We start from the raw sequence: 14,696 nt of genomic DNA, 5'->3' as shown, positions 1-14,696 counted from the left end.
GTGTGTATGATACCGTTTTTACGCGCTAATTAAAGATCAACACCCGCCAGAAGCCTTGTCATGCACGACTATCAGCAAACATTTATCGAATTTGCCATCCGCCGGAATGTACTACGCTTTGGTGAGTTCACGCTCAAGTCGGGCCGAACCAGCCCCTACTTTTTTAACGCCGGTCTGTTCAATACCGGGGACGACCTGCTTCAGTTAAGCAAGGCTTATGCCGCCGCGATAGCACGCAGCGGGCTGGATTATGACATTATTTTCGGCCCTGCCTATAAGGGCATTCCGTTGGCCACCGTTACCGCCATGGCCTTGGCTACAGACGGTAACAGCAAACCCTTTGCGTTTAACCGCAAGGAAAAGAAAGATCATGGTGAGGGCGGCAACATTGTTGGCGCACCGTTACAGGGCAAGGTACTGATTGTTGATGATGTAATCACTGCCGGAACAGCGATCCGGGAATCCATCGACATCATCCGGGCTGCCGGGGCCGAACCGGCAGGCGTGCTTATTGCCCTCGATCGTCAGGAAAAAGGTAATGGCGAACTGTCCGCCATCCAGGAAGTGGAAAAGGAATTCGGCATCCCGGTGGTGAGCATCATTCGTCTTGAGCAAGTGCTGGACTACCTCAAAGCCAACCCGGAGTTCGCCGGGCATGCCGAAAAGGTGGCCAGTTATCGGGATCGTTACGGAGTCTGATTGATGGCCAATCGTCTGACCGCAATATCTGTCAAAGCTACGGCATTGGCGCTTGCCCTGGGTTTCTCTGCCCAGGTCGCGGCCAATATGTACCGTTACACGGATGAAAACGGCCAGATCGTCATCAGCAGCACCATTCCCCAGGAAGCCACCAAACGTGGCTATGACATTTTGAGCAACAATGGCCGCGTCATTGAGACCATTCCGCCAGCGCCAACCGAGGAAGAGATTGCCGCCCGGGAAGCGGAAAAGCAGCGCCAGAAGGAACTCGCGGAGCAACGCGAGAAGGACCGCGCGCTACTGAAGCGCTTCAGCCATCCGGATCAGGCGGTAAAAGCCATGCATCGGAAAATCCGGGAGCTTGAGGGCTTGATACAACTCAAGCGAGGCAACATCTCGGTGATATCCAGCCAGCTGGATAGCGAACAAAGCCGCGCCGCCAACATGGAGCGGGCCGGTCGCGAGATTCCAGAGGCCACGCTGGAAAAAATCCGGCGCCTGGAATCCCAGATACGGGATATTGAGCGGGAAATCACCTCACAAACCCAGGAAATCGAAGAGCTGCGCAAGGCCTTCGAGGCCGACATAGAGCGCCTGGAAGAGGTCACTGGCGAGGCGCGGACCGTACCACTCGATCACAACGAAACCGAAGACTGATTTTTCACAGGAACGCCCCTGCAAATCGAGTAGGAGGGGGAGTTACCTCCCCCGTCCTCTCACACCACCGGGCATACGGTTCCGTACCACGGCGGTTCATGGTTGGCTCGGAAGCCGATTCATCGTATCCAGCAAGCTTACCAGAGACAGACCGTTGAACACCCTCTTGGGCAGCGCCGTATTCATGTGAGAGGCGCCACTGTTCCACCAAGGCCCACGACCATTCGTGGCACCCATCCAGGCCCTCGGTGCTGGCAGACCCAACCGCATTAGACAGCGTGCCCGCGTGCGGGGCCGTTTCCATTGCTGCCACAAGATCAAGCGGAGCCGTCGGCGTATCCAGCCATCCAGCGCTGCCACCGGGCGCTTCGAGGCGGTGAGGCGATAGTAATTCGCCCAGCCCCGTAGGACCGGGTTCAGCTTCTGGATAGTCGTCGTCAGCGACTGCCCGCGAGATCGCTTAAGCAGCGGACGCAGCTTGGTCATGAAGGCCTTCAGGCTCTTCGGTGCAACCCTCAACCGTACCTGCCTTTTATGCCAGCTTACGCTGTACCCCAGGAAGCTCCGACGCCATGGGCGATCCACAGCACTTTTGTCTGTGTTCACGGTTAGGCGCAGGCGCGTTGCCAGGAACTGGGTCATGCTGGCCATCACCCGGTCACCGGCTCTTTTACTGCGAACGTAGATATTACAGTCGTCCGCGTAGCGGCAGAACCGGTGTCCCCGCTGCTCCAGCTCCCGGTCCAGTTCGGTCAGAAGCACGTTGGAGAGCAAGGGTGAGAGAGGGCCACCTTGCGGCGTCCCTTCCCTTCTCGGGCTGACCAGCCCACCTTCGAGCATGCCGGCTCGCAGGTACCGTCGGATCAGAGTGAGTATCCGTCGGTCGGTGATGCGACGGGCCAGCAGGCCCATCAGCACATCGTGGTTGACCCGGTCAAAGAACTGGGCCAAATCCAGATCGACCACCCAACGATGGCCGTCGTTGATATGCCGTTGCATCGCCTTGACCGCCTGATGAGCACTCCGGCCGGGGCGGAACCCGTAGCTGTGGTCCGAGAAGGTCGGCTCCAGCATCGGGCTCAGCGTTTGGTGTAGTGCCTGTTGAATCAAGCGATCCTGTACCGTCGGAATACCCAGCACCCGTTCGCCGCCTTGCGGCTTGGGAATACTGACCCTGCGTACCGGCTGAGGGTAGTAGTCTCCGGCCAACAGCCGCTCGCGCAGCGTTGGCCAATGCTGTTGCAGGTGGCCCTTCAGGGCAGTGACCGGCATCTGATCGACGCCGGCGGCGCCCCTGTTGGACACCACCCGCTGATACGCATGCATCAGGTTCGGGCGCTCAAGCACCTGTTCCATCAGCGTATTCGGCTCCGCGTTCGTCCACGAGTGAGCCCCCGCGCCTGCCTCGACACGGGCTTCAGTCTCTGCCGGATACTGTCCGGCGCCTCCCTGAATACCCTGACCCATTCGGGTCGCTTCTGTCTTCATAAGCACATCACGAGAACTCATCGCCTACTAACGGCTAACCATGTTCGGCCCTTCAGTACGCGGTGACGCATCTACTATGGCCTCTGCTGAGTTCTGGCGCCCCATCCCCACCCCTCACGGGGCAGGTAGCACAGTGGCAGAGAGCCAGACTTCCCAGGGTAAGACGCGTGACCTTCACACTTATGCCTGCCGCATTTACGTCCACACCGTCCGTGCAAGTATGGGGCTTTGACGATCGTTGCCGTCTCACCCGGTGTGACCGCCTCCTATGCGATTCCTGTTCGTCAGGCCAGTGCTTTGCCTGCGGCTTCCTTCAGATTCCACCTCGCGGTGGACACCCTTGCCGTCCGGCTAGTGGTTCCCCTTGCCGGGTCCACAGGGGACTTACACCCCCAAGTCATCCGGTCAGCACCACCTGGACCGGAACAGCGCCGTCGAGGCGCTACGCGCCATGCCTGGCGCACAACAAAAAGGCCGCCGGTTTTACCCGGCGGCCTTTTTCATTTCACTCACCTGTCGGTGAGACGCTATCCGCAGCTCAGGCGGAAGCGGTGCTCTTCTTGGCAGTAGAAGTGGTCTTGCGCGCAGTGGTCTTGCGGGCAGCCGGCTTCTTCGGCTCAACTGATTTCTTGGCATCCTTGGCAGCGTCAGATACGTCTTCAGCGGCTTCTGCCACGGCATCCGCGCCTTCTGCGGCTTCTTTCTCCAGCTTGGCGACCAGGTCACCAGCGAAGCTGCCGAAACGACTGTTCAGGTTGCGAAGTTGCTCGAACAGGCTATCGCTGTAGCCGTTGTAGCGCTTGCGCAGGGTCTTCACGCTGTATTCACGCGCTTCGGACTCCAGCTTTTCTGCGTAGTCGAACGGCTTGGCAGCCAGTTTTTTCTGCTGCTCTTCAGCGGCATTGATGCCTTTGTCGACGATTTCCTGAAGCTGTTCCTGATAGGACTTGAGTTTACCCATGATGAATCTCCTTGGTTTCCTGAAGGTTTCAAGACCCTGTCGAAACCAGTGCAACGAGGGCCTTTCTTTAATCTCACAATCAAAGTTACGCCCTAAAATTAGAATGTTCATACTAAAAGCAGGAGGTGCACGGATAAGGGGTTTTACGGATTATTCACTTGATCCTGAAAACCGGACTGGCATAATGCCGGGCTGTTAAAGAAGCCCGTCTCCCCGTTTTATTCTGGCTCCATACGCTTTTCCCAAAATCAGGCCGATTTCCGGCACGTATGTGAGTAACGATGATCACCTGTAGACCAAGACATCTGCCATTGGCCCGCATTCTTCTGCCCTTGTTGGCCACGCTTTTCCTTCTTGCTGGCTGCAGAGGAGATTCCCAAGGATCCGGATACTCGGCGACCGAGGGGAGAGAGCTAAGGTGGACGGCTCCGCTGACGCGCGAAGATGGCTCCTCATTGAAACCCGGAGAAATCGCCGAATTCAGAATTTACTACCGCCTGAGGCATCAGGAAAACTTCAAGGTAATCCGCATTGAAAGCCCCGCTACGACGAGTCTCTCTCTGGCGAAGATGGCCCCGGGTGCTTACGAGTTTGCAATTACCACCGTGGATATCGAGGGGCTGGAGAGCCGACGTTCATCGCCGGTCACCATCGACCTGATCTGATTGCGGTTTACCAGCGGAAAATCACCCAGCTGGGCACCAGCATGTCGGACTCGGTTTCCCGGATCCAGCCGCCACCGTCTGCCGGCACCAGGTAATACTCCGGTCCGGCCTCCGGCACGACCTTGATTTCCATGAGTTGTCCATTAACCCGGTATTCGTAGAACACTTCCTTTTCACCCGGCCGGATAACAATCTCCGGGCCCTCGCTCGCCGGCTGGTAATCCGAGATCACCACCGGCTCCTTGGGGGTTGCCACCGGCGTCTCATCCAGGGCGCCTTGCTCCTGCGCCAGGGCAGCCAGAGGCAGGCAGGCGAGCAACAAAGCCGGGCAGGCGATTCGTTTCATTTTCGTGATACCCTTTCGTCCATCGATTTCAGTACAGAGTTGCACAAGCCAACCCACGCTTCAATCAGATTCCGGACCTGTTTTGACATGACCAGCAAAAACACCCCACCCGTGGTTCTTGTGGACGGATCGTCCTATCTTTTTCGCGCTTATCATGCACTTCCGCCACTGACCACAAGCAAGAACCATCCGACCGGTGCCATCAAGGGCGTTATCAGTATGATCCGACGCCTGGAGCAGGATTTCCCCGGCTCAAAAATGGTGGTGGTCTTCGACGCCAAGGGCAAGACCTTCCGGCACGACCTGTATGAAGACTACAAGGCTAACCGGCCGCCCATGCCTGAGGATCTCGCCTGCCAGATCGAGCCCATTCACGAGATCGTCAAGGCCATGGGACTGCCGCTGCTGACAGTGACTGGCGTTGAGGCCGACGATGTGATCGGCACCCTTGCCAACGAAGCGACCAGCAAGGGCATTGATGTGGTGGTGTCTACCGGTGACAAGGACATGGCACAGCTGGTGAGTGATCACGTCACCCTGATCAATACCATGACCGAGACGCGGATGGATCGGGACGGCGTGGTGGAAAAATTCGGCGTGACCCCGGAGCAGATTGTCGATTACCTCGCCCTGGTGGGCGACAAGGTGGACAACATCCCCGGGGTGAACAAGTGTGGCCCGAAAACCGCGGTCAAATGGCTGCAAAGCTACGAAAACCTGGACAACGTCATCGAGCACGCGGACGAGATCAAGGGCAAGATCGGGGAATACCTGCGCGAGGCCACAGAAACACTGCCCCTGAGTCGCGAACTGGCCACCATCCGCACGGACGTGGAACTGGATTTTGGCCTGGAAGACCTGAAGCTTCGGGAGCAGGATGACGAGCAGCTGCTCGAACTGTTCAAGGAATATGAGTTCCGCACCTGGATTGCCGAACTGGAGCAGGGAGAGACTTCATCCTCCAGCAACACCCAATCCAGAGAAGACAAACCCGAGAAAGAGACCAGTAAAAAAGACTACAGCGTCATCACCGACCAGCAAGAGCTGGATCAATGGCTGGAGCGCCTGAAATCGGCCGATCTGTTTGCCTTCGACACGGAAACCACCAGTCTTCGCTATATCGACGCTGAAATAGTGGGTGTCTCCTTCGCGATCAACCCGGGCGAAGCCGCCTACGTCCCCCTGGGCCACGACTACATGGGTGCCCCCGAACAGCTGGATCGTGACCAGGTTCTCGAGCAGCTCAAGCCGTTGCTGGAGGATCCCCAACTGGCCAAGGTCGGGCAGAACCTGAAATACGACAAGAACGTACTGGCTAACCACGGCATCACCCTGGAGGGCATTGCCGAGGACACTATGCTGGAATCCTACGTTCTGAACTCTGTCGCTACCCGCCACGACATGGACAGCCTCGCCATGCACTACCTCGGCGAGAAGACCATCAGCTTCGAATCCATTGCTGGCAAAGGCGCCAAACAGCTCACGTTCAACCAGATCGAGCTGGAAAAAGCCGCTCCCTACGCCGCCGAGGATGCAGACATAACCCTGCGCCTGCACCAGACCCTGAGGCCACAGCTGAAAGCAACCGGGAAACTGGCTTCGGTCTACGAAGAAATCGATCTGCCACTGGTGCCGGTGCTCTCACGCATGGAGCAGCGGGGCACCCTGATCAGCGCCAGTACGCTGCGCCAGCATAGCCAGGAACTGGCCGAGCGCATGGCGGAACTGGAAAAAGAGGCTCACGATGTTGCCGGCGAGACCTTCAATCTGGGCTCTACCAAACAGTTGCAGGCAATCTTCTATGACAAGATGGGGCTGCCGGTCATCAAGAAAACCCCCAAGGGCGCACCATCAACGGCGGAACCGGTGCTGCAGGAACTGGCCCACGAGCATGAGTTGCCGCGCCTGATTCTTGAGCACCGCAGCCTTAGCAAGCTGAAGTCCACCTACACCGACACCCTGCCGGAATTGATTCACCACCGCACCGGCCGTGTTCACACCTCCTACCATCAGGCTGTCACCGCCACCGGCCGATTGTCGTCTTCCGAGCCCAACCTGCAGAACATACCCATTCGCAGCGAGCAGGGACGCCGCATACGGCAGGCCTTTATCGCGCCTGAGGGTTACAAACTGGTGGCGGCCGATTATTCCCAGATCGAGCTGCGGATCATGGCCCACCTCTCCGGCGACAAGGGGCTGCTGAAGGCCTTTGAAAAAGGGGAAGACATCCACAAGGCGACAGCCTCGGAAGTCTTCGGCGTCAGCCTGGAGGAAGTATCCTCAGATCAGCGGCGCAGCGCAAAGGCCATCAACTTCGGCCTGATCTATGGCATGTCTGCCTTTGGACTGTCCCGGCAACTGGACGTTGAGCGCAAGGTCGCCCAGCAGTACATCGACCGCTACTTCGAGCGCTACCCCGGCGTCCTGAAATACATGGACAACATCCGCAAGCAGGCTCATGACGACGGTTTCGTCGAGACGCTCTTTGGCCGGCGCCTGTACCTGCCTGAAATCAACGCCCGCAACAAACAGCTGCAGCAGGCTGCCGAGCGAACGGCTATCAACGCGCCCATGCAGGGCACAGCCGCGGACATCATCAAACGGGCCATGGTGGATGTGGAGAACTGGCTACTCAAGGATCACGCTGATGAGGCCCGCATGACCATGCAGGTTCACGACGAATTGATTCTGGAAGTGAAGGAGTCGGCCCTCGACAAGATCCGTTCGGGACTCGAGAAGCGCATGTCGGCAGCAGCCGAACTGGACGTTCCCCTGCTGGTAGAAGCCGGCGCCGGTGACAACTGGGACGAAGCACACTGATTCGCCCCAGAACAGGGCATGGAAGCCAAAAACGCACCGAAATCAACCGCAGTACCACCCCCCGAACCTGCCTGTGAGTCTCCGGACTCCACGGCAGGCCGTAAACACGCCTTCTCTTCGGAATCGACACCGTCACGGCACGAAATTCGCTACTTGAGTAGAGTCGGCGCCCTGCCCTGCCACATTATCCGGGCAGCGCCATGTTGTGACATCCATCTCCGAGGCTCAAACCATGACTTCTCTGGCATCTGAACGTAGCTGGCTGCTGGACCCCAGCGTGCTGAAACTGGTTCACCAGTGCCGCCGCCTGATTCACACGGAATTCGGCGTGAAACTGCACCTCACGGAAGAGCACCTGGAACAACAACTGGCCGATTACGCGCGAAAAACCCGCTCAAGCCAGTTGACCCGTACCTGGGAAACTCTCAAGGAACAGGTTCCACAGCTGAACATCGAACCCGAGGAGGAAGATGACGGCTTCAAGCGTAACTATCGGGGTCAGGTGATAGCGGATGCCCCATCGGCATCGGCGGACGACCAGGAAGAAAGGAAGCTGGACCCGCCACGGAAGAAGAAGGTGATTTACCGAGGACAGGTTATTGGCTGACCAGCCCTTGGGCTGGCCAACCAGATTCACGAGAGATCAGAAGGACTTGCTTACCTCAATGGACGCACTCCAGGCACTGAGCTCATATTTACCTTTGAAATAGCTCGGGTCTTCGACACCCGGCGCCAGATCGGCTACTTCATCCGGATTACTGTGCTGGTAGTTGCGTTCTGTAAAAGCTGGATCATCCGTAAAAAGCAGTGTTCCTACTGCCGCGTCAAGCGTCCAGCCACTCTGGGCATCCTTCCACTGAGCACCTAATGTCAGCCAATGCCGATCGCTGGACGGGATACGTGCGGTAAGATACTCATCGACAGGCGACTCGTCCCACGCATAGCCTGCTTTTAGAGCCCATTCCGGCGTTGCCTGCCAAATCCCACCTAGATTGAATTGCCAGGTATTTTGCCACTTTTCAGTCACATGACTGAGAATGGCGCCCTCCTGTGGTGCCGCTGTAATCTGACCATTCGCTTCTCTACTGACAATGTCCAATTCCTCAAAACGACTCCATTTAGCGTAAGTCGCACCTGCGAGAAGCGTCACTTGATTGGAAAGATTATGCCGAATGCCAAAGGTTGCACTCTCTGGGATAGCTAGTGGCACTCTGACTTTTTCCGACAGAGTAGTGGTCTGACCGGGCACTCCGGGAACCGGGAAGTCGGAAATCGTCGCATTGCCTTTCAAATCAAGTTCGGTTCCAGTCTGGGCACTCAACCCAATTTGGGTCTTATCCGAGAGCTCATACAGGAAACCAACTCTGAACGTCGCCCCGATATCATCACCCTCAATGTCAGCGTAAGGATCCTGATATCCACTCACTGCTTGTCGTGCTGCCTGATCAGCCTGTGCGGGACTTGCGCCTTGGCCAATGGCTGCAGCAAAAGCATTTGGGTAGACCTGGGCTGCCAAGTCCTGATAACGGGTCAGGCGCCCCTCTGCATAAATAAGGTTGATGCCCGCCCCCATTGAAAGGCCATTCCCATTATTTACTGAGATTGACGGAGTGAAGGCAATGGCTGTCAATTCGGTTTCGTCAGCAAAAAAACGCCCGACAAAGTCATCGTTGTAGTCCGCAGCCAGGCCATACGGCGCATGGATTCCAAACCCCACGTCTATGGATTCATTGACTTCGTGAGTCATGTAAAAATTCGGCAAAACGGCTGGACCAGCAATATCACCGCCCAGCGAGCCATCGGCCATAATCGGACTCTGACCCGGCAGATTGCGGCGCGCTTCAGCTTCCTTGGCCTCGGCATCAATATCCAGAACCGCCGCACCAAAAGAAATATTGGTGCCGGACAGTTGGCTCATCCCGGCGGGATTGAACAAAACCGTGGTCGCGTTCTCGGGATTGGCAGCGGCACCTGCATTGGCGGTACCCATCGCGCTGGCGCTCTGTTCATTGAGGGAAAAACCGCCTGCGAGAGTGCTGGCAGGTGCGGCGAGCGCCGCGAGGGTGGCAAAACGTACGGCTCGTGCAAGCATTGAAGATCGGTGGTGCATGGTATCTCCTTATTGAATCGCCCGGAGTATACGCACCACCCCTTACTGGCCTCAAATGCCATCCCTAACGGTTCAGGAGCCTACCTTTCTACAACTAAAGTCTAAAAAGAACCTGATCGTATCAGTCGTCCTGTATCGAGAGCTTGTCCACAGAGGAAGACAGCTTGTCCGCCCCCTGAGCGTCGGCACCCAGCTTGATCATCAGGCGCAGGTCGTTGGCAGAGTCCGCATGGGCCAGGGCATCTTCGTAGGTAATGGAGCCCTCTGCGTACAACTGATACAGGGCCTGGTCAAAGGTCTGCATGCCAGACTCGTTGGATTTCGACATCAGCTCCTTCAGACGATGCACCTCGCCCTTGCGGATCAGATCCGCCACCAGCGGGGTATTGATCAGCACTTCGATTACCGCTTTGCGTCCCTTGCCATCGGGCGTTGGCACCAGTTGCTGGGCCACAATGGCCTTGAGGTTCAGGGACAGGTCCATCCAGATCTGGTTGTGCTGTTCCGGAGGGAAGAACTGGATAATCCGGTCCAGCGCCTGGTTGGCGTTGTTGGCGTGCAGGGTGGCCAGACACAGGTGACCGGTCTCGGCGAACTGCACGGAATACTCCATGGTCTGCCGGGTCCGCACCTCGCCGATCAGGATAACGTCGGGCGCCTGACGCAGCGTGTTCTTCAGGGCCACCTCGAAGCTCTCGGTATCGATACCCACCTCACGCTGGGTGACGATACAGCCCTGGTGCTGGTGCACGAATTCGATCGGGTCTTCGATGGAAATGATGTGGCCCCGGCTGTTGCGATTCCGGTGCCCCAGCATGGCCGCCAGGGACGTAGACTTACCGGTACCGGTGGCGCCCACGAACATGATCAGACCACGCTTGGTCATGGCGAGTTCCTTGATCACCTCCGGCAGCGACAGGTCGTCAATCTGCGGAATCTTCACCTCGATCCGACGCAGCACCATGCCACAGAGGTTCCGCTGGAAGAACGCAGACACCCGGAACCGGCCAATGCCCCGGGCACTGATGGCAAAGTTGCACTCGTGGGTTTCCTCAAACTCGGCGCGCTGCTTGTCGTTCATGGCGCCGTAGACAAACTCCCTCGTCTGCTCCGGCGTCAGCGCGTTCTTGGTGACCGGGAGCACTTTCCCGTTCACCTTCATGCTTGGGGGAACGCCCGCCGTAATAAACAGGTCCGAGCCGCCCTTTTCCACCATCAGCCGTAACAGTTTTTCGAATTCCATTTTTTGTACCCAATCTTCATCGTTTGGTGCTTGGGTGGGGCGGGTTCCGCTTCCCGGGACACGCTGTGAATACGTCCATGTACGCTTGACTGCAGCATCCATGCTGCAGACAGTCCCGGGAAGCGGAACCCGCCCCACCCGTCAAACTGTATTCGGGGAGTCTTATGAATTCCCCGTCTGCTCCTGGCACCAACGACACGGCCGGGAGCAATCCAATTAAAAGTTATCAGGCATCTTGGCCTTGGCCCGCGCTGCTTCACGGGAAATAAGGCCCTTCTGCAGCAGCCGCTCCAGGCACTGGTCGAGGGTCTGCATACCCAGAGAACCGCCGGTCTGGATCGACGAATACATCTGGGCGATCTTGTCTTCCCGGATCAGGTTCCGGATCGCCGAGGTGCCAATCATGATCTCGTGAGCCGCAATCCGACCGCCGCCCATTTTCTTCATCAGGGTCTGGGAGATAACCGCCTGCAGGGATTCGGACAGCATCGACCGAACCATGGACTTTTCCTCCGCCGGGAACACGTCGACCACACGGTCGATGGTCTTGGCAGCAGAGGTGGTGTGCAGGGTGCCGAATACGAGGTGGCCGGTTTCCGCGGCCGTCAGTGCCAGGCGGATGGTTTCCAGATCCCGAAGCTCACCAACCAGGATGATGTCGGGGTCTTCCCGCAGGGCTGAACGCAGTGCTTCGTTGAAGCCGAGGGTATCCCTGTGAACTTCCCGCTGGTTGACCAGGCACTTCTTGGAGTCGTGCACGAATTCGATGGGGTCCTCGATGGTGAGGATGTGCTCGTACCGGGTGTCGTTGATGTAGTCCATCATCGCCGCAAGGGTGGTGGACTTACCGGAACCCGTAGGGCCGGTTACCAGCACCAGGCCGCGAGGCACCGACGAAATATCCTTGAACACCTGCCCCATACCCAGGTCTTCCATGGTCAGCACCTTGGAAGGGATGGTCCGGAACACGGCACCGGCGCCACGGTTCTGATTAAAGGCGTTAACACGGAAACGGGCAACACCGGGCACTTCGAAGGAAAAGTCGGTTTCCAGGAATTCCTCGTAGTCCTTGCGCTGCTTGTCGTTCATGATGTCGTAGATCAGCCCGTGGACCTCTTTGTGCTCCATGGGCGGCAGATTGATGCGACGCACATCACCATCAACACGAATCATAGGGGGGAGGCCGGCAGAGAGGTGCAAGTCAGACGCGCCCTGTTTCGCCGAAAAGGCAAGCAGTTCAGTAATATCCATAGGAATCCTCGGAAGGCTTTTTCTTTTATCCTGGTAGCTTCCGCCCGGCGGGGCCCCGGCGCGGTTCACTTGGCATTTCAGTGACCTGCGGGTAACGTGTCACCGTACAAGTGACAGACCGAGCGTGGCAATCTCACACTATGAGCAGCATAGCAGACAACATCGGGAGCGTAACCCGACGCATACAAAAAGCAACATTGCAGGCTGGGCGCGAGCCGGGGGCTGTGCATTTGCTCGCCGTGAGTAAAACCCGACCGCCGGAAGATCTGCGGGAAGCCTTCGCGGCCGGTCAGCATGCCTTTGGGGAGAACTACCTGCAGGAAGCCCTGAAAAAGATCGAGGCGCTGTCTGACCTTAATGGCCTCGAGTGGCATTTCATCGGCCCGATCCAGTCCAACAAAACCCGGCAGATGGCTTCTGCCTTCAGTTGGGTGCACAGCGTCGACCGCCTCAAGATTGCCCGTCGCCTCAGCGAACAGCGTGACCCTGCACTGCCACCATTGAATATCTGCCTTCAGGTCAATATTAATGAAGAGGACAGCAAATCCGGGTGCACGCTTGGGGAGTTGCCGGACCTGGTGGCTGAGATCGGCGAACTGCCAAACCTTACATTGAGAGGGTTGATGGCCATTCCGGATCCGGATCAGCCCGAATCCGGGTTGAGAGCCAGCTTCCGGAAGCTGGCCAATACCCTGAAGCAACTGAGGGCAGATCATCCCGACGCCGGGCCGCTTGACACGCTGTCCATGGGAATGTCCGGCGACCTGGAAGTTGCTATTGCGGAGGGCGCCACCTGGGTACGGGTCGGCACCGCACTTTTCGGCCAACGCCCAGTAAAGCGCTGAATCTGCCGGTTCCTGCTATGATCAGGGCCGGACGTTAAAACGATCAACCGGGGAGTTAACCTTGAGCACATCACCAACCATTTCTTTTATTGGTGCCGGCAACATGGCCAGCGCCATCATTGGCGGTATGCTGGATAACGGCTATCAGGCCGGCAATATCTGGGTGAGCGCGCCGGATGACGCGCACCTTCAAACAATCCGCAAGCGCTTCGGCGTGAGCGTAACGACAGACAACCGCTACTGCGCCCAGCAGGCCGACATGGTGGTTCTCGCGGTAAAACCTCAGGTAATGGCGGATGTCTGTCGCGATATCGCGCCGGTCGTTCAAAATACCCGCCCCCTCATGGTATCCATTGCCGCCGGACTGACAGCTGACACACTGGACGGCTGGCTGGGAGGCGGGCTGCCGTTGGTCCGTGTCATGCCCAACACACCCTCCCTCGTTGGCAAAGGGGCCGCGGGCCTGTTCGCCAACGCAGAGGTGAAAGACAAACAGAAGAAAATGGTGGAATCGGTGTTCGAAAGCATCGGTTCAGCGCTCTGGGTTGAGGACGAGAACCTGCTCCATGCGGTTACCGCTCTCTCCGGTAGCGGCCCGGCCTATTTTTTCCTGATGCTCGAGGCGCTTGAAGAGACTGCCACCGAAGCAGGCATTGCTGCCGGAACCGCGCGAGAACTGGCCATCCAGACCATGGCAGGAGCCGCCGAAATGGCCGCGAGAAGCGAGCACGACCCCGGCCAACTCAAGCGCAACGTGATGTCTCCCGGCGGAACGACCGAGCAGGCAATCAACACCTTTGAGGAAGGTGGGATGCGCGAGCTGGTATCCAAAGCCTACAAAGCGGCGTTCAAACGCTCGGAAGAAATGGCCAAAGAACTGGCAGGCAAACAGTAACCGATAACGGAGACACGGCTTCATGCTGGCAGACATTCTGATTACCATCCTGCTGATCGCATCCACCTTCTACATGACCATTGTGCTGCTCCGGTTCCTGCTGCAACTGGCCCGGGCAGACTTCTATAATCCGATCTCACAATTCGTGGTCAAGGCCACCAATCCGCCGCTGCGTCCGCTGCGCCGCTTCATTCCCGGCTGGGGCGGTGTGGATGGCGCTTCGCTGGTGCTTGCGGTCATCATCCAGGGCATCACTTTCTTCCTGATACTGGTTGCCCTGAATGGCGGCATCCCCGCCGTGAATCCGATCACTCTGCTCGTATGGGCCGTGCTGAACGTTCTTGACCTGATCGTAAAGATCTACTTCTGGTCAGTGATTGCGGTGGTGGTCGTCAGCTGGATAGCTCCCGGCAGCGGCCACCCGGCGATTCAGCTGGTCGCCCAGATCACGGAACCGGTGATGCGCCCAGTGCGCAATATCATGCCCTCCATGGGCGGTCTGGACCTGTCACCCATTATTGTGTTCCTGATTCTGAACGTAATTTCGGTGGTGATTGAGCATATGAAAATGGCCGCAGGCCTTGGCTCTATCGGGCTGGGTATGTAAACCCCGTCTCAAATATACACTTTGTAACACTTAGCCACGAAATCCATAATCTCCGGACTGCAACGTCAAGCGACTGATTTTGCAGTCCTTTATCTCAAAACCCTCCAAC

At 57.6% G+C, this 14,696-nt stretch carries 14 protein-coding genes; 8 read left to right on the top strand and 6 right to left on the bottom strand.

The features are described from left to right. Positions 1-60 precede the first annotated feature (60 nt). Positions 61-699, top strand: a complete 639-nt coding sequence (gene pyrE, locus SIC15_RS02920; RefSeq protein WP_069184776.1) for an orotate phosphoribosyltransferase — start codon at positions 61-63, stop codon at positions 697-699. Positions 700-702: 3 nt separating this feature from the next. Further along, complete coding sequence (locus tag SIC15_RS02915) at positions 703-1,356, top strand: DUF4124 domain-containing protein (RefSeq protein ID WP_412537045.1); 654 nt, start codon at positions 703-705, stop codon at positions 1,354-1,356. A 96-nt stretch (positions 1,357-1,452) separates the two neighbouring features. Here the strand turns inward: SIC15_RS02915 and ltrA are convergent, their stop codons facing one another. Further along, on the bottom strand, positions 1,453-2,844 hold the full coding sequence (ltrA, locus tag SIC15_RS02910; RefSeq protein ID WP_412536508.1) for a group II intron reverse transcriptase/maturase: 1,392 nt from the start codon (positions 2,842-2,844) through the stop codon (positions 1,453-1,455). A gap of 538 nt (positions 2,845-3,382) precedes the next feature. Further along, on the bottom strand, positions 3,383-3,805 hold the full coding sequence (locus SIC15_RS02905) for a hypothetical protein (protein WP_136630816.1): 423 nt from the start codon (positions 3,803-3,805) through the stop codon (positions 3,383-3,385). Between the two features lie 455 nt (positions 3,806-4,260). Between SIC15_RS02905 and SIC15_RS02900 the strand changes: the two genes are divergently transcribed. Then, positions 4,261-4,470 carry a fibronectin type III domain-containing protein gene (locus tag SIC15_RS02900; RefSeq protein WP_412537044.1) on the top strand — a complete coding sequence of 70 codons (210 nt, stop codon included), beginning with the start codon at positions 4,261-4,263 and terminating at the stop codon, positions 4,468-4,470. A gap of 7 nt (positions 4,471-4,477) precedes the next feature. On the opposite strand, the gene SIC15_RS02895 is transcribed toward SIC15_RS02900, so the two are convergent. Beyond that, the gene (locus tag SIC15_RS02895; RefSeq protein WP_136630818.1) at positions 4,478-4,816 is read right to left on the bottom strand and encodes a DUF2782 domain-containing protein; all 339 of its coding nucleotides are present in this window, start codon (positions 4,814-4,816) and stop codon (positions 4,478-4,480) included. Positions 4,817-4,903: 87 nt separating this feature from the next. Between SIC15_RS02895 and polA the strand changes: the two genes are divergently transcribed. Then, the gene (polA, locus tag SIC15_RS02890) at positions 4,904-7,636 is read left to right on the top strand and encodes a DNA polymerase I (RefSeq protein WP_412537043.1); all 2,733 of its coding nucleotides are present in this window, start codon (positions 4,904-4,906) and stop codon (positions 7,634-7,636) included. Positions 7,637-7,868: 232 nt separating this feature from the next. Next, complete coding sequence (locus tag SIC15_RS02885; protein ID WP_412537042.1) at positions 7,869-8,243, top strand: hypothetical protein; 375 nt, start codon at positions 7,869-7,871, stop codon at positions 8,241-8,243. A gap of 36 nt (positions 8,244-8,279) precedes the next feature. Here SIC15_RS02885 and SIC15_RS02880 read toward each other — a convergent pair whose 3' ends face one another. The 3 genes from SIC15_RS02880 to SIC15_RS02870 form a co-directional block, all read right to left on the bottom strand. Further along, a complete protein-coding gene (locus SIC15_RS02880; RefSeq protein ID WP_412537041.1) occupies positions 8,280-9,746 on the bottom strand; it encodes an OmpP1/FadL family transporter in 1,467 nt (488 codons plus the stop codon). Positions 9,747-9,867: 121 nt separating this feature from the next. Continuing rightward, complete coding sequence (locus tag SIC15_RS02875; protein ID WP_069184769.1) at positions 9,868-10,989, bottom strand: PilT/PilU family type 4a pilus ATPase; 1,122 nt, start codon at positions 10,987-10,989, stop codon at positions 9,868-9,870. A gap of 216 nt (positions 10,990-11,205) precedes the next feature. Continuing rightward, a complete protein-coding gene (locus tag SIC15_RS02870; RefSeq protein WP_058091364.1) occupies positions 11,206-12,240 on the bottom strand; it encodes a type IV pilus twitching motility protein PilT in 1,035 nt (344 codons plus the stop codon). 140 nt (positions 12,241-12,380) lie between these two features. Here SIC15_RS02870 and SIC15_RS02865 point away from each other — a divergent pair, with 140 nt between their 5' ends. From SIC15_RS02865 to SIC15_RS02855, 3 genes are all read left to right on the top strand, one after another. Further along, complete coding sequence (locus SIC15_RS02865; RefSeq protein ID WP_412537040.1) at positions 12,381-13,085, top strand: YggS family pyridoxal phosphate-dependent enzyme; 705 nt, start codon at positions 12,381-12,383, stop codon at positions 13,083-13,085. Between the two features lie 61 nt (positions 13,086-13,146). Then, positions 13,147-13,980 carry a pyrroline-5-carboxylate reductase gene (gene proC / locus SIC15_RS02860; protein WP_069184767.1) on the top strand — a complete coding sequence of 278 codons (834 nt, stop codon included), beginning with the start codon at positions 13,147-13,149 and terminating at the stop codon, positions 13,978-13,980. A 22-nt stretch (positions 13,981-14,002) separates the two neighbouring features. After that, positions 14,003-14,587, top strand: coding sequence for a YggT family protein (locus SIC15_RS02855; RefSeq protein ID WP_064228405.1), 585 nt, complete (start codon positions 14,003-14,005; stop codon positions 14,585-14,587). The last annotated feature ends 109 nt before the right edge of the window (positions 14,588-14,696 follow it).

The organism is Marinobacter sp. MIT932201, assembly GCF_047123295.1.
In the GTDB taxonomy this organism is placed as follows: Bacteria; Pseudomonadota; Gammaproteobacteria; order Pseudomonadales; family Oleiphilaceae; genus Marinobacter; species Marinobacter salsuginis.
The sequence above is the reverse complement of the archived record's forward strand: the minus strand, read 5'-3'. Positions and strand labels throughout refer to the sequence as shown.